11 protein-coding genes and 5 pseudogenes are annotated in these 20,407 nt (G+C 37.0%); 6 read left to right on the plus strand and 10 right to left on the minus strand.

Going from position 1 to position 20,407, the window contains the following annotated elements; all coding sequences use genetic code 11:
* Window positions 1–47: 47 nt before the first annotated feature.
* The gene (gene ftsY, locus OPR39_RS03975) at window positions 48–959 is read left to right on the plus strand and encodes a signal recognition particle-docking protein FtsY (RefSeq protein ID WP_015589234.1); all 912 of its coding nucleotides are present in this window, start codon (window positions 48–50) and stop codon (window positions 957–959) included.
* On the opposite strand, the gene radA is transcribed toward ftsY, so the two are convergent.
* The 4 genes and pseudogenes from radA to OPR39_RS03995 all read right to left on the minus strand — a co-directional run bounded on the left by radA (window position 946) and on the right by OPR39_RS03995 (window position 5,241).
* Window positions 946–2,289: a DNA repair protein RadA gene (radA, locus tag OPR39_RS03980; protein ID WP_265039146.1), complete on the minus strand. Its 1,344-nt coding sequence runs from the start codon at window positions 2,287–2,289 to the stop codon at window positions 946–948. The two genes, ftsY and radA, sit on opposite strands and share 14 nt — an antisense overlap.
* A 668-nt stretch (window positions 2,290–2,957) precedes the next feature.
* Window positions 2,958–3,946: pseudogene (locus OPR39_RS03985) on the minus strand (IS630 family transposase).
* A 213-nt stretch (window positions 3,947–4,159) separates the two neighbouring features.
* Window positions 4,160–4,408, minus strand: a complete 249-nt coding sequence (locus OPR39_RS03990; RefSeq protein ID WP_041573533.1) for an IS110 family transposase — start codon at window positions 4,406–4,408, stop codon at window positions 4,160–4,162.
* Window positions 4,401–5,241 (minus strand): annotated as a pseudogene (locus OPR39_RS03995) (IS982 family transposase). Before OPR39_RS03995 ends, OPR39_RS03990 begins: the two are co-directional and overlap by 8 nt.
* 85 nt (window positions 5,242–5,326) lie before the next feature.
* Between OPR39_RS03995 and OPR39_RS04000 the strand changes: the two are divergent.
* Both OPR39_RS04000 and uvrB read left to right on the plus strand, forming a co-directional pair.
* A pseudogene (locus tag OPR39_RS04000) lies at window positions 5,327–5,647 on the plus strand (transposase); the annotation flags it as partial.
* Between the two features lie 395 nt (window positions 5,648–6,042).
* A complete protein-coding gene (uvrB, locus tag OPR39_RS04005) occupies window positions 6,043–7,950 on the plus strand; it encodes an excinuclease ABC subunit UvrB (protein ID WP_141457217.1) in 1,908 nt (635 codons plus the stop codon).
* A gap of 180 nt (window positions 7,951–8,130) precedes the next feature.
* Here uvrB and OPR39_RS04010 read toward each other — a convergent pair whose 3' ends face one another.
* The 3 genes from OPR39_RS04010 to OPR39_RS04020 form a co-directional block, all read right to left on the minus strand.
* Complete coding sequence (locus tag OPR39_RS04010; RefSeq protein WP_265039149.1) at window positions 8,131–11,217, minus strand: hypothetical protein; 3,087 nt, start codon at window positions 11,215–11,217, stop codon at window positions 8,131–8,133.
* Window positions 11,218–11,238: 21 nt separating this feature from the next.
* Window positions 11,239–11,466, minus strand: coding sequence for a hypothetical protein (locus OPR39_RS04015; RefSeq protein WP_015589227.1), 228 nt, complete (start codon window positions 11,464–11,466; stop codon window positions 11,239–11,241).
* Window positions 11,467–11,559: 93 nt separating this feature from the next.
* Window positions 11,560–12,906, minus strand: coding sequence for a hypothetical protein (locus OPR39_RS04020; protein WP_406833344.1), 1,347 nt, complete (start codon window positions 12,904–12,906; stop codon window positions 11,560–11,562).
* Between the two features lie 550 nt (window positions 12,907–13,456).
* On the opposite strand from OPR39_RS04020, the gene OPR39_RS04025 reads away from it, so the two are divergent.
* From OPR39_RS04025 to OPR39_RS04035, 3 genes are all read left to right on the plus strand, one after another.
* Window positions 13,457–14,611, plus strand: a complete 1,155-nt coding sequence (locus OPR39_RS04025) for a hypothetical protein (RefSeq protein WP_265039153.1) — start codon at window positions 13,457–13,459, stop codon at window positions 14,609–14,611.
* Between the two features lie 93 nt (window positions 14,612–14,704).
* Window positions 14,705–14,932: a hypothetical protein gene (locus tag OPR39_RS04030; RefSeq protein WP_015589227.1), complete on the plus strand. Its 228-nt coding sequence runs from the start codon at window positions 14,705–14,707 to the stop codon at window positions 14,930–14,932.
* Between the two features lie 21 nt (window positions 14,933–14,953).
* Window positions 14,954–17,197 (plus strand): hypothetical protein, encoded by a 2,244-nt coding sequence (locus OPR39_RS04035; RefSeq protein WP_265039156.1) that lies wholly within the window; start codon window positions 14,954–14,956, stop codon window positions 17,195–17,197.
* Window positions 17,198–17,201: 4 nt separating this feature from the next.
* On the opposite strand, the pseudogene terL reads toward OPR39_RS04035, so the two are convergent.
* The 3 genes and pseudogenes from terL to OPR39_RS04050 all read right to left on the minus strand — a co-directional run bounded on the left by terL (window position 17,202) and on the right by OPR39_RS04050 (window position 20,405).
* Window positions 17,202–18,612, minus strand: a pseudogene (gene terL, locus OPR39_RS04040) (phage terminase large subunit).
* Between the two features lie 77 nt (window positions 18,613–18,689).
* A pseudogene (locus OPR39_RS04045) lies at window positions 18,690–18,794 on the minus strand (WPE palindromic element domain-containing protein); the annotation flags it as partial.
* A gap of 117 nt (window positions 18,795–18,911) precedes the next feature.
* Window positions 18,912–20,405, minus strand: coding sequence for a DegQ family serine endoprotease (locus tag OPR39_RS04050; protein WP_265039158.1), 1,494 nt, complete (start codon window positions 20,403–20,405; stop codon window positions 18,912–18,914).
* Window positions 20,406–20,407 lie beyond the last annotated feature (2 nt).

The following is a 20,407-nucleotide window of genomic DNA, read 5'->3' on the forward strand; positions in this document are numbered from 1 at the left end:
CGTCTCTATGTTGTCATTAAGTTTATAATTTAAAAAGGAGTATTCCCTTGAGTTTGTTTAGTAACCTTTATAAAGGCTTGTTAAAAACTTCTTCTCGCTTTAGCGACGGGGTGAAAAGTATTTTTTCTGGCAAAAAAAAATTAGATCAGTCGCTTTTAGATGAATTAGAGGAATTGCTAATTAGCATGGACATTGGTCATAAAACTTCTAAGTTGATTATCGATAGGCTCACAAGCATCAAGTTTGACAAGGAAGTTGAACATAATATTATCTCGCAGCAGTTAATGAACGAAATAGAAGCTATATTGAGCCCAGTTGTACAGCCGTTAATTTTAAATAAAAAACCACATATAATAATGGTATGCGGAGTAAACGGTAATGGTAAAACCACGACTATAGGTAAGCTTGCATATAAATATAAGGAGATGGGAAAATCCGTTATGCTTGTTGCGTGTGACACATTTAGAGCTGCTGCTAGTGAGCAGTTAAACATTTGGGCAGAACGTTCTGATTGCTTGATTGTTACTGGAGAGTACGGTAGCGACTCTGCAAGTGTGGCATATAGAGCTGTAAGTCAAGCTATAAAAGATAACGTTGATGTTGTTCTAATTGACACAGCAGGAAGGCTGCAAAATAATGTGAACCTTATGGAGGAGTTATCAAAAATATATAGAACGATAAAGAAATTGGATGATACTGCCCCTCATGACGTTATTTTAGTTCTTGACGCAACTACCGGCCAAAATGCTTATAGCCAATTAGAGGCATTTAGTAAGATGGTCCATGTTACCGGGCTAATCGTAACAAAGCTAGATGGCACCGCTAAGGGCGGAGTAGTAATTGGACTTGCAGAAGCTTATAAGGTAAAGTTACATGCTATAGGAATTGGCGAAAATATAGAGGACTTAAGGGAGTTTACTAGTAAAGAATTTGCTGAAGCATTATTTAATTGTAATTAAAGACTTCTCTTAATTCCCTTACATGACCAAGCTTAATTATCTCAATATCATGAGAAGAATAATTGCCATTTTTAGGCATAATTGCTTTTTTGAATCCTAACTTTTGTGCTTCTTTTAGTCTGAGATCAGCATGCGAGACATTCCTAATTTCTCCTGAAAGTGCAACTTCACCGCAGATTATTGAAGAAGTTGGCAGCGGTAAATTTACTACACTTGAAATAAGGGAAGCAGCAACAGCAAGATCAGCCGATGGTTCCTGTATTTTGAGTCCCCCTGCAATGTTTAGGTATACCTCTTTATCATGCAAAAACATTTTGCAACGAGCATTTAGCACCGCAATGATCATAGCCAATCGATTAATATCCCACCCAACTACTGCCCTTCTTGGGATTGCCATATTAGTCCCTGCTATTAATGCTTGCACTTCCATTAAAATTGGTCTTGAACCTTCAATTCCTGCAAATACGGCGCTGCCAACTACTTCTCTGTCATGGGCCATCAGAAACAATGATGATGGATTATCAACAGGCACAAGTCCTGCTTCAGACATCTCAAAAACACCAATTTCATTTGCAGGGCCAAATCTATTTTTAATAGTACGCAAAATGCGATATTGATTGCTATTTTCACCTTCAAAATATAATACCGTATCCACCATATGCTCCAGAGTTTTGGGTCCAGCTATTTGTCCATCCTTAGTTATATGACCAACTATTAAAAGAGAAACACCATATTGTTTCGCAAGAATAGTTAATTCATGTGCGCAAGTACGAACCTGAGTTACAGTTCCTGGTGCCGATGTAATTCTGCTATCATACATTGTTTGTATAGAGTCAATTACTAAGAATTTAATACTTTTGTTTTCCTTTATTGTTGCTACTACATCAGTTAAAGACACTGTAGATAAAAGCTTAATTTTAGGTTCATTTATCTTAAGACGCTTTGCTCTGAGACTCACCTGCTCTAAAGACTCCTCGCCGGATACATAAAGACATTCAAAAGAGGAAAGTTGCACAACATTAGCTGCAATTCTAAGCAAAAGGGTGGATTTTCCAATACCAGGTTCGCCACCAATTAAAATGCTAGCACCTTGAACGATACCCCCACCAAAAACTCTATCTAATTCTTCTATTCCTGTTAAAAAACGACTTGGAGTGATAATTTCGCTACCCGATAACGTCTTTATTAAAATTGGTGCAGATATACTTCTTTTGCCCGTTTTTACTGCTATTTCCTCAACAATTGTATCCCAATTGTCACATGCGATGCACTTCCCTACCCACCTACCAGTGCTGTGACCACAGGATTGACATACATATACAGTTTTCATCAAAGCCAAAATTATTTTGTTGTAATTGTAATAAAAATTAGCTGAATATGCGAAGTAAATCTATAGCTAACCCAAGAAAGGGTTCCCTATGTCATACCGCCGCGGTATCTCTAGATCCCGCTAACAAGTAGCGGGATGACGGTTGTCGTTTAGCCATAAATATTAAGAAATTTACCAAATAAAAAAAAGGCAAAAGAAGCCCTGGGGTTATTATCTGCTTTAAAATATTGGCGTTTTTTATGTTTTAAACGCTTGACAAGCGAGATTCAGCCGCTTTTAATTGCAACTAACTTACGCTGCAAATGTTTAAGAAATTTACTAAGCAGAAAAAAAGACAAAGAATCCCCGAGTTAGCTAGTCTTTTACTATCTCTGTCGAGTATTGGCATTTTTTGATGTCTTGTAACGCTTTATAAGCGCGTTCAGCTTATTTAGATAAAAATCTAGATGTAGATGAAGTTTTGTAAAGACATACAGTATCTATATACTGCAAAAAATTGAACATAAGACGCCGATACATTAAGTAATCCTTACCTTTTAATCTGCAGATTGGCGAAAGCAAATACAATAGCTTCACTGTTATGATAAGGGGGCTGGCGAAGGGTGTCAAGGAAGTTTTTTCGTTTCTATTCCCAATGTTATATGGTTATGTAATACCAATTCTCATTACTAGTGAATCAAATAAGCGGCATTGCAGAGTTTTTTAATTGCGGAGTGAGAAAGAGAGGTAATAAATTTGCACAAAGCGCTCTCAAGCAAAGCAATTGTGTCGTAGATTTTGTTACACAAAATGTTCTGTTTTATATATAACCAAAACCTCTCAACAGGATTGAGGTCAGGTGAGTATGGTGGTAGGTATATAATGTCGATATTTTTAGGTACTTTTAAATTTTTTGACTTATGCCAACTAGCACAATCCATGATAAGAAATGCCTCCCTTGTTCCTAAATATTGTGACATCTGCTCAAGGAATATATTCATACAATCAGTATTGACGTTTGAGCTAGAACTTTCTCCATTTCTGGGATTAACTGCACTATAGAGATAAAAATTTTGCCTACCTAGTTTTACCTTAACCTGTGTCCTAATGCCTTTTTTAAACCACCCGTGTCCAATCTTTGAATGTGTGCCAAACCGCGATTCATCGAAGAAAAATAGCTCTTTTTCAGGATACATGACAATAGTTTCATTAAGATTTTTTTTTAAATTCCTCTTGTTTACTTTTATCTTGTCCGTTATGCACTGGTCTTGGTGTGATATATGAGAATTTCATTCTTTGCATATTACGGTGTACTGTAGATTTGCTGATATTCAAACCAAACTTTTCTTGAATTCTTATTTTCATTTCTTTTATAGTAATATTGGGGTTTTCCTCTATCCACACCTCAACTTGTTCACGTTGACTTTGATTCAATATAGTTTTTCTACGGCGTTGAGGCGGAGCAAATAATTTTTCTTCTCTGCCAAATTTTAGGTCATGCAGTAAGTGCCTTTCTTGAAATGCAGCATATCTTTGCTACGGCTGTTATACTGTGCTTTTTTGCTGCAATTACAGCATTTAGTTTTTTTGCAACATATGCGTTATTTCTTACTTTCTTCAGCATTTCTTTTGCTGATTCCACCACTTTTTCATCCAATAATTTTGATCTTAATGCCATTTAAACCTCGCTACTTTACTTACTTCAGTATGGCTTTTTTCTATTATTGTCTATCCGTTACTTGTGTAGCGGGAATTGGTATTACCACGAAGTCTAACTAAGTTCTTGCTTGTCCCTTCCATCGGCATTGCTATCTTTATTTTCAATAAAATTATTGTCCTATGCTCTTTTGATGTTTATTGATAATAAAATTCTGTTTTATCAACCAACATCCTATGCATAATTACAGCTAATTTTCTTGCTACTGCTACAATTGCTTTTTTCATTCCTTTTTTCTTCGCAACCCCAGTTTTTTAATTTAAATGTCCTCTTGGTAACTGTAAGCATTGTTTGTGCAGCTTCATATAACATACTTCTACATTCCGGTGGTCCCATCTTTGATATGCTGCCATGCCGATCAACTTCTCCAGAAGAATATTGCCTTGGTGTCAACCCTATATACCCCAGTTGCGGATTAGCCAACGAAGTAAAGCTTAGAAATGCAGCGGCTGTATGGAATATGAAACAAGCGTAGAAAAAATGTGTACCAAAAAATTTATCGGTGATCTATGGCGAGTATGCTCAATCTCAAATTTGTTTTTCAGAGAGCCAAAAACTGTCTCAATAATCGATCTTTTTCTTAACAAAATCTTCTCATTTAGCTCCATTAATGAGTTTTTCGTACCCTTTTTTATACTGGTTACAAGCTTTAACCCTCTATCGAATAATTCGTGAAAAAGATCTTTTTTGATATATCCTTTATCTCCAAACAATAATCCAGTCAATTTCTTAGTTAAATTTGGCACAGGTATCAACGTTGCCTTTTATCACCGTAACCCCTTGAATTTCGCCAGTTTCATTGATTACTAGATGTACCGAAAAACCACCCATAAGTAGTCTTTCCAATCTTTGCCAACCCTTTGAAAACTTTGTTTCTCGAGGTCCTTTTTGGATGGCAAACAGCGATAGATGTTGCATCTATGTACGAAATCCCTGTCACTTTTGACTGTTCGCAAAACCATTGCATTAAGAGCGCTAAATACCATAAAATCTGCGATTTTAACCTGATAAACCTACTATAGGATGGCAATTTTGGAAACGCTGATTCGTATAATAATTTCAAATAATGCACATAGAAAATTTTAAAATTGTCGCACTTGATATAGCAATATTATGGTAAAAATCTCTGAATGCGTAATCTCTGGCGTCCTGGTTGGTTTTTTGCCACTTGGTAGAAGTTTTTCTGCAAAATTTTCATCGACTGTATTGCAAAAATCATCGACTATACAAAAGATTTCTGTTACTTTCTCTTTCATTGGTAACCTCCTATTTTAGGAATGAATATCAAATACCTCGGAGTTTACCCTATTTCCTTACCTTTTCTATTTTTTCTAATTTACAACTGGGGTTAGCAGTGCTGTGAGAATGGTTGAAAGCGCAAAAGAAAACCTCTCGGAAGTTAAAAATATACTGGTCGATGCAGGTTATACAGGAGAAAATTTTGCAACTAAAATAAAAACGATTATTGGAGCAACTGTAGAAGTAATAAAACGAAGTGAATTACATTCCTTTGCTGTATTGCCACAAAGATGGGTTGTAGAGCGATCTTTCGCTTGGTTAGAAAAATGCAGACGATTGTGGAAAAATTGCGAGCGAAAACTTAACACTAGCCTACAAATGGTCGTTCTTTCCTTCATTTCTCTTCTATTGAGAAGATTTTAAACAGGTTCTAAATCTTTATTTTAAAAATGTCATATTGACCACCGGTACCTGAAAATACTATTCCAATTGATCAGAGCTATCCATTTCCTTAATTTTTGTAACGTTGTCATAGGAGTACTATAACTTTAGTATCAACTATGTTTTATTGTTTTTGCATCTAAAAAAATTTAGCTTATTCAAGCAGCATTTTGCCTTTTTTTGGATGTAGGGATTTTTTAGGAATTGTCTTCTTGAATTCTATGGTATTTTGTTTAACATTGAAACAAGATTCCAGTGTCAGCTACTTGCATGACATTGTTGGTTAATGTTTTATGGCTTTACGATAGCTATACAACTTATCTTAAAAGCAATATAGTGTTTACTATACAATGAATCAAAGATAGTAAGTAAAGTCTATGGAATTTCAAATCGCTACACATTTTCAACCGGCTGGGGATCAACCACAGGCAATCGATAGCTTAATTGCAGGGCTAAATAGCAATAAAAGAGATCAGGTTTTGCTTGGAGTTACTGGTTCTGGGAAAACTTTTACTATGGCAAATGTTATTGCAAGGACAAACAGGCCTGCATTAATTATGGCACACAATAAAACTTTAGCAGCACAGCTTTATGAGGAAATGAAAGGATTGTTTCCCCATAATGCTGTTGAATACTTCATTTCTTATTATGATTATTATCAACCTGAAGCCTATTTACCACAAACTGATACTTATATCGAAAAAGATTCTGCAATTAACGAAAGAATTGAGATGCTGCGTTATTCCACCGTCTGCTCCCTTTTGGAGCGCAGGGATACGATCGTAGTTGCCAGTGTTTCCTGCATATACGGTCTTGGTTCGCCTGAGAGCTACCGCAGCATGATCATACCGCTTAGTGTTGGAAATAAAATTCGTATTAATGATTTCCTGAGCAACTTAACTGATCTTCAATACAAGCGCTCTGATGCCAGGTTTGAGAGAGGATATTTCAGAGTGCGCGGCGATATTATTGATATATTTCCTTCCCATTATGAAAATAAAGCTTGGCGTTTATCGTTATTTGGCGATGAAATAGAAGAAATTTCTGAAGTTGATGCTATAACGGGCAATGTTACCAAAGGCGTAAATAAAATCACCATTTTTCCAAATAGCTATTACATAACCCCGCGTGAGGCTTTGTTGCAGGCAATTGAACTAGTCAAAAAAGAGCTGCATGAACGCTTGGATTATTACTACTCGCAAAATAAGATTGTTGAAGCAAAGCGCCTCGAGCAACGCACTAATTTTGATATCGAAATGATGAGAACAACAGGAATATGTAAAGGTATTGAAAATTATTCGCGTTATCTCTATGGAATGGAAGCTGGGGATCCACCGCCTACTTTGTTTGAATATTTACCCAAAGACGTAATTTTATTTGTTGATGAGAGTCATGTCACCGTTCCTCAGGTTGGTGCGATGTACAGTGGTAATGAGGCGCGTAAAAAGAAATTGATTGACTATGGCTTCAGGCTCCCTTCCGCTTTTGATAATCGTCCATTAAAATTTGAAGAGTGGGAGGGAGTTAGGCCGCAGACTGTTTACATTTCAGCCACTCCAGGAAAGTATGAGTTGGCAAAGACCAATAATGTATTTATAGAGCAAGTTATCCGTCCAACAGGGCTTACAGACCCAATCTGCATTGTAAAACCAATAGAGAGTCAAATTGATGATGTAATTCATGAGGCACAAGTGACAATAGGGAAGGGATTTTGTGTTTTAATCACTACATTGACGAAAAAGATGGCTGAAAATTTAGCTGAATATATGAGTGAATTGAATATGAGAGTGAGTTATTTGCATTCTGATATTGCTGCGCTGGAGAGAATAGAAATTATATACAAATTGAGATCTAAAGAAATCGATGTTTTAGTAGGTGTTAACTTGCTGAGGGAAGGTCTTGATATTCCAGAGTGTGGGTTGGTTGCAATTTTGGATGCTGATAAAGAAGGATTTTTGCGATCGGAAACTTCATTAATTCAAACGATTGGTCGTGCTGCACGTAATGCTGAAGGTAGAGTAATTTTGTATGCAGATAAAATCACTGGTTCTTTAGATCGTGCATTGAGAGAGACCGAAAGAAGAAGAAAAAAACAAGAAGAACATAATATATTGCACAATATTATCCCGAAGACTATAATAAAACCTATATCAAACACCTTACAGGAGAGGGCAATAGCAGAACCGAAAGTAAATACTAATAAGGATGATTTGAGAAAGCAAATGATAGAGCATGCTAAAAATTTGGAGTTTGAAGAAGCAGCAAGAATAAAAAAATTATTGTAAGGTTAAGTAATATATGATGCTATGGGCATAGCATGAAAGTGTAAATAATTTTATTGATATCTTTATATTAATACTTTTTAAACATTTAGTACCATGCAATACTTACAATGGATGAGAAAAATTAACACCAGTGCTCTCAGGGTCAGCTAATAAAACACTTAGGTGGCTGAGAGCAGTGGATTAGGTACAACTGTTAACTTTTTTCTCCTGCAAGTATTGCTCGATCTTAGTAGCATCCATTTTAGTTCTAACAGTGGAAGTACTGGAGTTCGATGAGACTGACGACCCACCACTATCTTCTAGTCCATCTTCATCACTTCCAGTATCACTAGTCGATTTTTGTGAAGACGATCCTGAATAACCACTATCTTTAGAATTTGTAGAAGTGTTACCACTAATTTCTTGTTCATCAAAGAACTTAAAAAGTAAGCCTTTTTCTGCCTCCGAAGGTAAACCTGGGTGTAGTTGCTTTCCCTCCTTCTCAGGAGAAGAAAGGAGTAAGTTTAGCTTCTCTTTCCCACTAGGAGTATACAGCAAGTATTTTAACTGTGCATCCTCAAGAGAGTTGGAATCTAGTTTCTTCTGCAGCTTAGGACAAAGAAATGGGCGTAGTTCCTTCTTCTCGTCATTAGTAAGAGGTTTTTCTTGAGGAGAAGCCACTTTTGAGAGTGAAGAATTACGGTGAAGCCATTTTGCTAATTTGTCACGAAATGAACGGTGTGACATATTTTTAGGTTCTACACGAGAATAAATAAGTAAGGATATTATATTGCCTGCCTCAGGAGAGAAAGGTTTGGATATTCGCTCTCCCTCAGGAGACAAAAGTAAGGGTAATCGCTCCTTCCCTTCAGGAGAAAGAACTAAAGGTATCGTCTTTTGCCCCTCAGGAGAAGGTGAAAACAGCAGCTCTTTTCCCTTAGGAGAAAAAAGTGAATGCAGTTGTTGTTTATTCTCAGAAGAAAAAAGCGAGCATAGTTGCTTATTCCCCTCAGTAGAAAAAAGAAAGTCTAGTAGGTTTTCCTGTTCACGAGGATCCGAAATCGAGGATAACTGCTTTCCCGCCTCAGAAGAAAGAAGTAAGGGTAGTTGCTTCTTCCCTTCAGAAGAAGAAAAATAATCTAGAAAACACAAAAAAGCTTTTACTGTTTCATTACTAGCACAAGTAGAAAAATCCGCAAGTGGCAGTGACTGTGGCCGCTTATTGTCTACGGGAGGATTTAGATCTTTCCTTGATTCAGATATCCCTGGAACAGTACTAGTAGTTATAGAAGAATTCGACTGTGGCCGCTCAAGCGACCCTAAACCACTATCTACAGAAATTTTAGAACTACGGTCCCCGGGCACATTTGGCTTGCTTACGGCATCTTGTGGCAAGTGTTCTGGAATACCACCAAAAGACGTGTTCTCTAGAGACTCTAATATACTAGATTGTCGTACCTTTGATGGAGTGCTACTACCTGAAAACGAATTACTTTCTGACCCTTTCCGGCTACTCGGAGATTTACTATCTTGTGACTTTGCTTCAGAATACTCATCACTACTTTTTCGATCACTTTCATCAGTAACTTGCTGTTTTTCAGGTTCCTCATTAGAAGCCACAGAATTTAAGGACATTGAATCATTCCATGCTGTAGGAAAAGGAGTCAATGATGGCCTATAGCTCACTTGCTGACCCTGAATCTTTATTAGCATACTTTCATCATCTGCCTGATCACCTTCCAATGCTCTCACACCCACCTGTGAGCAAGCCCCTTGCTCGCTTTTATCATGTTCTTCAGATTTCATACCCAAAATGTTCACATCTTTCAAACATGGAGAACGTGCAGAAAACTCAAGACTTGAGGACTTTTGATCATTCTTTGTCGTAAGTAGAATTGGTTTCGTCGATATTGTGTAATGAACTGGAGGAGTTATAACACGTGGAAAAGAAGTTAACGTTGATGGCAAAAAGTACGAATCCTCTGGCATACTTTCATCTCGTTTATCTATGTACGCGTATGAACTGGATGGCATGTCCGTTTGCTGAGAAGAAGTACTAGCCTGACCTATCTCTTCCCCCAGCACCCCCCGAAAAGGCTCTGTTTCTTTCTCTCTTTCTGATCCTTGCCTGGGATGCTTCTCTAACCCTTCACCACAACTTCGCTTGGGAAACTTCTGTGTCGGTGATGCTTCAGCTAATAGCGTTCGAGGAAGCCCAGGATCAATCTCTATTTGACCATCTTTATTGATTACAGAGTTTTCTATAATTACAGGAATTAAAAGAGCAATCTGTCTATTGGAAAAAGCATATACACCACCAAATCTACCTGATCGTGTGGTTTCAGTTTGACCTTTAATATCAGTCAAAAGATCATAACCAAATTGAGCATTAATCTTATTTGCCTCACCACGATTTAGGTACCTTGAAATATTACCCTCTTTGATTGTAGGTATAAAAGCAAAGCGATCTCCATTACTTATCTTGTCTTTATCGATAAACTCATCATAGTAATACCTGTGGATTGATATTTCAGTTAAGCGAAAGATTAGCTCGCCTATAGCATCCTTGTAGTGTTTAGCTTTCACTTTTAAATTATCACTGTGCTGAAGGTAAAAATTATACCCCACCTCTTTTTTAGAAGCTTCTGTTATATTTCTAATGAAACCAATATTTTCAACATCTTTAACATATACCTTATTGCCATCAATATGATAGAAATCTGAATAACTACAACCATGCTCCTCCATTTGTGCTTGAAGTGCCATCACAAAATACGTTTGCAGATTTGGGCCATTAAACAACAGACATTTTATATAACTAGATGACGGATCCATTTTTGCCTGCTTTATACTTGCGTTTAAAGTCTCTTCAATGCGTTTTTTACCAAGATGATGTTTTTCATCAATTTTCTTAATCACTCGGTCTTCGACATCATTTTCAAATTCCTCAGCAAAGTGCACCTTGAGATTAAAAATTACTCTAGAGTCTATAGGAACTGTGAGCTTAGTTATTCTTGTTTTCTTGTCATACTTTAACCATTTCTTATCAAAGTGAAATGGAAAAGATTCAAGATCAAAAACGTGACAAGCTACAAACTCATCAGAATAATATTCTCTTACTAAGTCTCTTGCCATCTGTGATAAGTACCTCTTTGCAGAGCGCCGACCACAATTAAACTTAACGATGATATTATCGCCCTCCACAACAAAATTAGTGTTGACTTTAGAGCCGTAATTACTAACGTTAAATGCATTAACCAGCTCCTTAACAAAATCTAAACTAGTCATAACTCCTCCCCTATCAAAATATTACTTTTCTTTATTTTTACTCCCAGCCTTATCAGCTTTAGTACCACTCATCCTCGTATAAGGATACTTACCACAATCATCAAACCTACTACGACCCTCGTGCATGTCTGGTCCACCACCTTCTCTAGGATTAGCTTTTAGCCAGGCAGCAGAATCATACCCACCAGAGCCTACCTTAAAACGAGGATCTCCTTGTGAACTAGAGCTCGCTTGTTGTTTTTTATCCATAATACCCTCCGTTAATAAAAATATTATGTAATCTATATATTATAAATAAATCATAAGTGCAACAACTTTTTTGCATTTTCATAAATTTTTTTTTCATTTCCCTTTATAACCTCCTTTAGGCTGAACATTTATAGAATTAAGTTCTGATTCTGGTGAAATTTGATCCTGCTCAGCAAGTAATTCACCGCAAATTTTATCTATATCAATTGTTTCTTTGCCAGTATTACTACTCTTTTGTCCACCAATTGACCCTACTGTTTCTTTGCTAGCATTACCACTATTTCTCATATTTTGCTCACCAGTTGACCCTACTGTTGGTGTCTGCCCGCTAATATTCATGCTTTTCTTTTCTGATTTTTCACTAGACCGCCCTGTCTTTTCAACAAATATTGGCCCCTTCTCCGCAGGTTTCTGTGGACACACCTCTTTCTTCTGTTCCTCCGGCTTCGCTTTTTTCTCTTCTTTGTCCACTTTTTGTTTTTGTGAATTTTCATGAGATTTTCTTTCAAGCTCAGTAAGACGCAATAGATGTTTCAAAGGATCTGACACAATTTCAAGTTCTGGTTTGCTCAGAACAACCGGCCTTACAAATCCTGGTGAAATTTCAAAAAGGAAAACTGGCACTTTAGGTTTTTCTCTTTCATCCACTTTCATTTCTACGTTTTCGCAAACTTCTTTATTTTCTTCCTTTAATGATGTTTTTTCTGCTTTTTTATCTTCTTTTTCTGTAGATGCCTCTACCGCAGCCGCCAACTCAACTCCAAACATCTCTGCGAACATTGTAACAATCCATCCGACAACAGCCATTTGTAACCTGAGTTTCAGATCTTGCAATGCAGTTAATCTTTCTAACGCCCTTGCAAACTCTTCTTCTGATAACTCACCACTGCCTAATTTCTCCTGCAATTCTTTTATCTCTTTGTCCAACCTCTGATTGAAACTTAAATCGCGTGCAAAAATCTTCTTGATTAACTCCTTAAGCTTATCACGCAAAAACTTCATTATCGCAGCAATCAGGTTTTTTTCTTTCTTCTCCTTGAGCATTTGGTAGATTTTCGGATCATCTACATCTACTTCAAAAAGGGTAAAGAGAGATTCAAAGAAATTCCAGAAATCTCCGAGTACTCTTCCTTTTTCACCAGTGAAGTAATCCTCATCATCACCTTGCCCGATATGTAGCTCTGCTTGAGATGATATTTCATCGATACAACTAGAAGCCTGACGCTCACACTCGAGCCTCCCGAGCAAATCTTGTCTGGTGAGCTCCTCTATGGCTGCTTTTAGTTCATTTAGCTTCTGCTCTGCAGAGAAATCTTGCTCCCTGATTTTTCCTTGGAAGATCGAGCTACCGTTTCCGTTATTATCTGAAAAATTTTCCATTATTTTTGCCTCCTCAATAAAATTACTGCCTTTGTTGTTACCTGAAAAGCTTTCCACCATTTTTACTTCCTTCATAAAACTTAATAATTTAATTCTACAGTACTAAATATTTAAGAACTATTAATGTAAAGATGTCAATAAAATTATTTACATTTTTACACTATATATATATTATATCATGTGCTATTTAACCTTTCAATAATATTTTTTATTTTTACTGCTTCTTCAAACTCTAGCATGCACTTTTCTTAAATTATCCTTATTAATATTTGCTTTTGCCTCTATCCCACTTTTTCTTGTAAAGTATTTGATATAGATTTTATTATACTCTTTGGCATAACATTTGCAACATACTTTATCTATAAATGGAAATTATTATACTTGCAGCTAGACACAATTTGAAATAATTTACACTATAAAGTTAAGGAACGAGATCCCAGTGTCACGCACTGGGATGACAGCAGTCCTACGTCATACCGCGATTCATTCGCGGTATAGATTCCGCTAACAAGTAGCGGAATGACGAATTTTTGTTTTTCAAATTATCGTAAGTCACTTTAGCTATATCAGACAATAGAGGCAGTGCGTAGAGGAGCTCACCAGACAAGATTTGCTCGGGAGGCTCGAGTGTGAGCGTCAGGCTTCTAGTTGTATCGATGAAATATCATCTCAAGCAGAGCTACATATCGGGCAAGGTGATGATGAGGATTACTTCACTGGTGAAAAAGGAAGAGTACTCGGAGATTTCTGGAATTTCTTTGAATCTCTCTTTACCCTTTTTGAAGTAGATGTAGATGATCCGAAAATCTACCAAATGCTCAAGGAGAAGAAAGAAAAAAACCTGATTGCTGCGATAATGAAGTTTTTGCGTGATAAGCTTAAGGAGTTAATCAAGAAGATTTTTGCACGCGATTTAAGTTTCAATCAGAGGTTGGACAAAGAGATAAAAGAATTGCAGGAGAAATTAGGCAGTGGTGAGTTATCAGAAGAAGAGTTTGCAAGGGCGTTAGAAAGATTAACTGCATTGCAAGATCTGAAACTCAGGTTACAAATGGCTGTTGTCGGATGGATTGTTACAATGTTCGCAGAGATGTTTGGAGTTGAGTTGGCGGCTGCGGTAGAGGCATCTACAGAAAAAGAAGATAAAAAAGCAGAAAAAACATCATTAAAGGAAGAAAATAAAGAAGTTTGCGAAAACGTAGAAATGAAAGTGGATGAAAGAGAAAAACCTAAAGTGCCAGTTTTCCTTTTTGAAATTTCACCAGGATTTGTAAGGCCGGTTGTTCTGAGCAAACCAGAACTTGAAATTGTGTCAGATCCTTTGAAACATCTATTGCGTCTTACTGAGCTTGAAAGAAAATCTCATGAAAATTCACAAAAACAAAAAGTGGACAAAGAAGAGAAAAAAGCGAAGCCGGAGGAACAGAAGAAAGAGGTGTGTCCACAGAAACCTGCGGAGAAGGGGCCAATATTTGTTGAAAAGACAGGGCGGTCTAGTGAAAAATCAGAAAAGAAAAGCATGAATATTAGCGGGCAGACACCAACAGTAGGGTCAACTGGTGAGCAAAATATGAGAAATAGTGGTAATGCTAGCAAAGAAACAGTAGGGTCAATTGGTGGACAAAAGAGTAGTAATACTGGCAAAGAAACAATTGATATAGATAAAATTTGCGGTGAATTACTTGCTGAGCAGGATCAAATTTCACCAGAATCAGAACTTAATTCTATAAATGTTCAGCCTAAAGGAGGTTATAAAGGGAAATGAAAAAAAAATTTATGAAAATGCAAAAAAGTTGTTGCACTTATGATTTATTTATAATATATAGATTACATAATATTTTTATTAACGGAGGGTATTATGGATAAAAAACAACAAGCGAGCTCTAGTTCACAAGGAGATCCTCGTTTTAAGGTAGGCTCTGGTGGGTATGATTCTGCTGCCTGGCTAAAAGCTAATCCTAGAGAAGGTGGTGGACCAGACATGCACGAGGGTCGTAGTAGGTTTGATGATTGTGGTAAGTATCCTTATACGAGGATGAGTGGTACTAAAGCTGATAAGGCTGGGAGTAAAAATAAAGAAAAGTAATATTTTGATAGGGGAGGAGTTATGACTAGTTTAGATTTTGTTAAGGAGCTGGTTAATGCATTTAACGTTAGTAATTACGGCTCTAAAGTCAACACTAATTTTGTTGTGGAGGGCGATAATATCATCGTTAAGTTTAATTGTGGTCGGCGCTCTGCAAAGAGGTACTTATCACAGATGGCAAGAGACTTAGTAAGAGAATATTATTCTGATGAGTTTGTAGCTTGTCACGTTTTTGATCTTGAATCTTTTCCATTTCACTTTGATAAGAAATGGTTAAAGTATGACAAGAAAACAAGAATAACTAAGCTCACAGTTCCTATAGACTCTAGAGTAATTTTTAATCTCAAGGTGCACTTTGCTGAGGAATTTGAAAATGATGTCGAAGACCGAGTGATTAAGAAAATTGATGAAAAACATCATCTTGGTAAAAAACGCATTGAAGAGACTTTAAACGCAAGTATAAAGCAGGCAAAAATGGATCCGTCATCTAGTTATATAAAATGTCTGTTGTTTAATGGCCCAAATCTGCAAACGTATTTTGTGATGGCACTTCAAGCACAAATGGAGGAGCATGGTTGTAGTTATTCAGATTTCTATCATATTGATGGCAATAAGGTATATGTTAAAGATGTTGAAAATATTGGTTTCATTAGAAATATAACAGAAGCTTCTAAAAAAGAGGTGGGGTATAATTTTTACCTTCAGCACAGTGATAATTTAAAAGTGAAAGCTAAACACTACAAGGATGCTATAGGCGAGCTAATCTTTCGCTTAACTGAAATATCAATCCACAGGTATTACTATGATGAGTTTATCGATAAAGACAAGATAAGTAATGGAGATCGCTTTGCTTTTATACCTACAATCAAAGAGGGTAATATTTCAAGGTACCTAAATCGTGGTGAGGCAAATAAGATTAATGCTCAATTTGGTTATGATCTTTTGACTGATATTAAAGGTCAAACTGAAACCACACGATCAGGTAGATTTGGTGGTGTATATGCTTTTTCCAATAGACAGATTGCTCTTTTAATTCCTGTAATTATAGAAAACTCTGTAATCAATAAAGATGGTCAAATAGAGATTGATCCTGGGCTTCCTCGAACGCTATTAGCTGAAGCATCACCGACACAGAAGTTTCCCAAGCGAAGTTGTGGTGAAGGGTTAGAGAAGCATCCCAGGCAAGGATCAGAAAGAGAGAAAGAAACAGAGCCTTTTCGGGGGGTGCTGGGGGAAGAGATAGGTCAGGCTAGTACTTCTTCTCAGCAAACGGACATGCCATCCAGTTCATACGCGTACATAGATAAACGAGATGAAAGTATGCCAGAGGATTCGTACTTTTTGCCATCAACGTTAACTTCTTTTCCACGTGTTATAACTCCTCCAGTTCATTACACAATATCGACGAAACCAATTCTACTTACGACAAAGAATGATCAAAAGTCCTCAAGTCTTGAGTTTTCTGCACGTTCTCCATGTTTGAAAGATGTGAACATTTTGGGTATGAAATCTGAAGAACATGATAAAAGCGAGCAAGGGGCTTGCTCACAGGTGGGTGTGAGAGCATTGGAAGGTGATCAGGCAGATGATGAAAGTATGCTAATAAAGATTCAGGGTCAGCAAGTGAGCTATAGGCCATCATTGACTCCTTTTCCTACAGCATGGAATGATTCAATGTCCTTAAATTCTGTGGCTTCTAATGAGGAACCTGAAAAACAGCAAGTTACTGATGAAAGTGATCGAAAAAGTAGTGATGAGTATTCTGAAGCAAAGTCACAAGATAGTAAATCTCCGAAGAAACATGGGGGTGGTGTTCAAAAAATAAAAAAATTTTTCTTTTCACATTTTAAGAAGCAACATGACGTAAACCTTAAGCGACATGATGAAGGGCGTGATTCGGTGTGTTCGATATCTTCAAGTGTAAGTGCTCCTGGGGGTTCTGTAAGTAAAAAGCCACCTATTTCTAAACGACTTTCATTACCAAATAGAGTAAGAGCAGAAAATAATTCACTCTCAAAAGAGACTTCTCCTGTAAGTTCTCTAGATGGTGATCCAGGCCCGTCACAAGGTACTATTTCGGGGAAAGGGGAGGTACTACCTGTAGAGTATAGATCTGATAACTCTAGTTCTAAAAAAGTTGATAGAGATAGTGGTTTTTGTTCTATGGGTTCTCCTGATGTGCAACATAAGGGAAGTGTCTCTTCAGAGCTTAAACATCCGCAACAGGTAAAGCATACGTCAGAAGCTTTGGGGAAAGAAATTTAGGTTTTTAGATATATCTTAACCACCCAAGTGTTTTATTAGGGTTGGGACCAAAATCCCTGACCCTGAAAGCACTGGTGTTAGTTTTTCTCATCCATTGCAGATATTGCACCGTACTATCCACTTGATCATCGTAGCGAGCTTCTGGGAACATTAAAATTTCGTACTCAAAATCATTGAGCCATACCGCTTGATGCGGCAGAAAAACCCTGCCAGACTCTATCACCGGAACAATTTGATAAAATCGAGTGAGTTTGTCATTGTGTGGCACAATTTCAATAATCGGTAGATCGCTATTTGCTTTTAGCTCTTGTGTTAATTGTTGACTACTCGTTTTTGCTTCGATCAAAATTGCGTGTGGTGCCCATCTTGCAGCTAGTGACAGAACTTGCTCTTTAAGCTTTGGGTACTCAAGCTTTGCTCGATATACATCAAGTAAATAGAATTTATTATCTATTTTTGCCCAGGTGGTGCAGACGCTAAAGTCGCTGGAATCGTTTGTTGAAACTGCAGTGTCCCAGCTTTGAGTTACATGTGAGAGATTATCAGGGAAATTTTTATAGCGCTTTAGCCACTCTTGTTTTATTATACCACTTGAAAGCGGCAGGGGGTTTTGTTGATATTGAGCAGCAAAAGCGTAACTCCCGAGTTCAACTTTTATCATCTCAACTTCTTCTCTTTCTCCCTCCAGGGGATATAATAACTCATTCTCTTCTCTTGAATATAAACCTTTTTCTTGTGTTATAATTGAGTCGATTATCTCCACTTTTTCAGAAATCATTGGCAAACAAATGTGATGCCATATGTTTTTTGGCTTGGATAAGAGGTGCCCTGTTAAGTCTTCCAGGTGGAGCCTATGCATCACAAGCACAATTACTCCTTTTTTTCTATCGTTGAGTCTCGTTACTAAAGTCTGATCGAACCAGTTTGTGGCACGTTTTCTAAATGTTTCACTCAAAGCTTGAGCAGGGTTAAGCGGATCATTCACAATAATAAAGTCACCACCTTCACCGGTTAATGTTCCTCCAACTGATGTTGCGATTCTGTATCCTCTCTGTACTGTTTGGAATTTGTATTTAGTGTTCTGGTCTTTGGATAGTTCTACCTCTGGAAATAGCTTTTTATACCAATCAGATTGCATTATGCACCTGGTATCGAGCGAATGTTTTTCACTAAGCAACTTAGAATAACTTGCAACTATTATTCTTGCAGTTGCCCAGTATCCATGCGGGCCACGCAACACTCATACATATGGACTTCATTGAACGCGGAGGCATATTGAATATTATGCGCCTTACTTCGCCAGCATTCGCTGCTTCCAGCCTGTCTGCTATGACTTTTATGTACTGATAATCATTATACTCACATCCCGGCACCACTGTTTGAAAGCACAGTTCAATGAATTTTAGAAAGTTCATGTTAGACCTCCTATAGTATCACCCAAGTAACCCCTATGGTGTCATCCAAGTAGCCGACACTGGTTCCTTTATGACGGCGTCATGCAAGTAGCTGACACTGGAATCCAGTTTTTATTATACAGCTGCTCAATGTGCTCATTACAGTGAAGTTTCCAGTGTCTGGGCACTGGGATGACATCCTTTGGTTTTTTATATGGTTATGCAAGAAATCTAGTGTAGATTTTAATTTATTTTATAAGATTGAAGTGTTACAGTAGCGAGCTTACAACACTACTGTTTTGTAAATTTAGTGAATAAAATTACTTCTTTAACTTTATTGAAGCGAAAAATTGATTTCCATTGCGGTAAATGAGCAACATTATTGAATCTTTACCGTTTTTCTTTACTGCTGAATCAACTTGTTTTTGAAAATCATTAGTATTTTCTATATCGGTTCCATCTAATTGGATAATAATGTCTCCTTTTTTAATACCACGCAACGTGGCATTACTGTTACTATCTACATTGGTAACTATCACACCTTTTGTAGGTACATTATTTTTACTTTCTTTTGATTCTTTTGGCAGATTTGAAACAGTTAAACCGGTTACATAATCAGATGTTGATTTATTTTCTTCTTGATTGTTATCTTGGCCATCATTTGTAGATTCTCCGATCACAACTTTAATATTAACCTCTTTGCTCTTTCTAAGTAACTTAACTTGCACTTTTTTCTCAGGTCCAGCTCTTGAAACCATTTGAGGTAATTGTGTCATTCTATCGATTTTTTTACCGTCAAATTCTAATAATATATCACCTACTTTAATCCCACCTTTTTCTGCAGGACTATCCTTTACTATACTTGCAACCAATGCGCCTTTTATATCTTTTAAACCCAAGGACTCAGCAAATTCTTTCGTTATAGGCTGAACTTGCACACCAAGCCAACCATGTTTTATTTTTTTGCCACTTTTTAATGTGTCAATAATTGACATAGCTAAATTAGATGGTATGGCAAAACCTATACCCACATTGCCGCCAGACTCAGATGGAGAATAGATAGCAGTATTAATACCTATAACTTTTCCATTTAAATCAAATAACGGTCCTCCAGAGTTACCCCTATTAATTGCAGCATCAGTTTGAATAAATTCATTCATAGTGCCAATACTAATGTCCCTGGACCTTGCAGATATAATTCCTGTGCTTACAGAGCCACCCAAACCAAATGGGTTACCTATTGCCATAACCGTATCACCAACCCTTGCTTTATCAGAATCACCAAATGCAACAGAAGAAAGATCTTTATCAGAATTAATCTTAAGCACAGCAAGATCAGTTCTTGCATCATAGCCTAAAACTTCTGCTTTGAAATAAGTATTATCGTTCATAGTAACTGTGATATCTTTGGCGTTTTTAATAACGTGATAATTGGTTACTATAGTTCCACCCTTATCTATAATAAACCCAGAACCAAGCAACACCACCTCTTTGTTAACACTAGGGCCCCTATCCATAAAAAACTGATCAAAATGCTCAAAAAACTCTCTAAAATCATCAAAAAAATTATTTCCTGGCATAGATGGAACTCTAGTTCTGCTGTTATTTTCTTGTTTGATGATTTGTTCGCTTGAAATATTTACAACCGCAGGAATGAGTTCTTCCACTAAATCGGCAAGTCCTTGATTACAGTTGCATGCAGTAGTGCTAGCATCAACGACCTTTTTTGCATTCCAATCAAGCATATTAGCATACGAAGAAAACGCAATTAGAAAATATGCAAATATAGATAAAATAAATGCCTTACTTTTCATAA

The sequence above is a fragment of the Wolbachia endosymbiont (group A) of Yponomeuta plumbellus genome, from assembly GCF_947251575.1.
GTDB classification, from domain to species: domain Bacteria; phylum Pseudomonadota; class Alphaproteobacteria; order Rickettsiales; family Anaplasmataceae; genus Wolbachia; species Wolbachia pipientis.

Excerpts from the sequence above, each read along its gene's own strand:
- radA (WP_265039146.1), bottom strand. The coding sequence starts at position 2,289 with ATGAAAACTGTATATGTATGTCAATCCTGTGGTCACAGCACTGGTAGG.
- uvrB (WP_141457217.1), top strand. The coding sequence starts at position 6,043 with ATGGAATTTCAAATCGCTACACATTTTCAACCGGCTGGGGATCAACCA.
- OPR39_RS04010 (WP_265039149.1), bottom strand. The coding sequence starts at position 11,217 with ATGACTAGTTTAGATTTTGTTAAGGAGCTGGTTAATGCATTTAACGTT.
- OPR39_RS04015 (WP_015589227.1), bottom strand. The coding sequence starts at position 11,466 with ATGGATAAAAAACAACAAGCGAGCTCTAGTTCACAAGGAGATCCTCGT.
- OPR39_RS04020 (WP_406833344.1), bottom strand. The coding sequence starts at position 12,906 with ATGGTGGAAAGCTTTTCAGGTAACAACAAAGGCAGTAATTTTATTGAG.
- OPR39_RS04030 (WP_015589227.1), top strand. The coding sequence starts at position 14,705 with ATGGATAAAAAACAACAAGCGAGCTCTAGTTCACAAGGAGATCCTCGT.
- OPR39_RS04035 (WP_265039156.1), top strand. The coding sequence starts at position 14,954 with ATGACTAGTTTAGATTTTGTTAAGGAGCTGGTTAATGCATTTAACGTT.
- OPR39_RS04050 (WP_265039158.1), bottom strand. The coding sequence starts at position 20,405 with ATGAAAAGTAAGGCATTTATTTTATCTATATTTGCATATTTTCTAATT.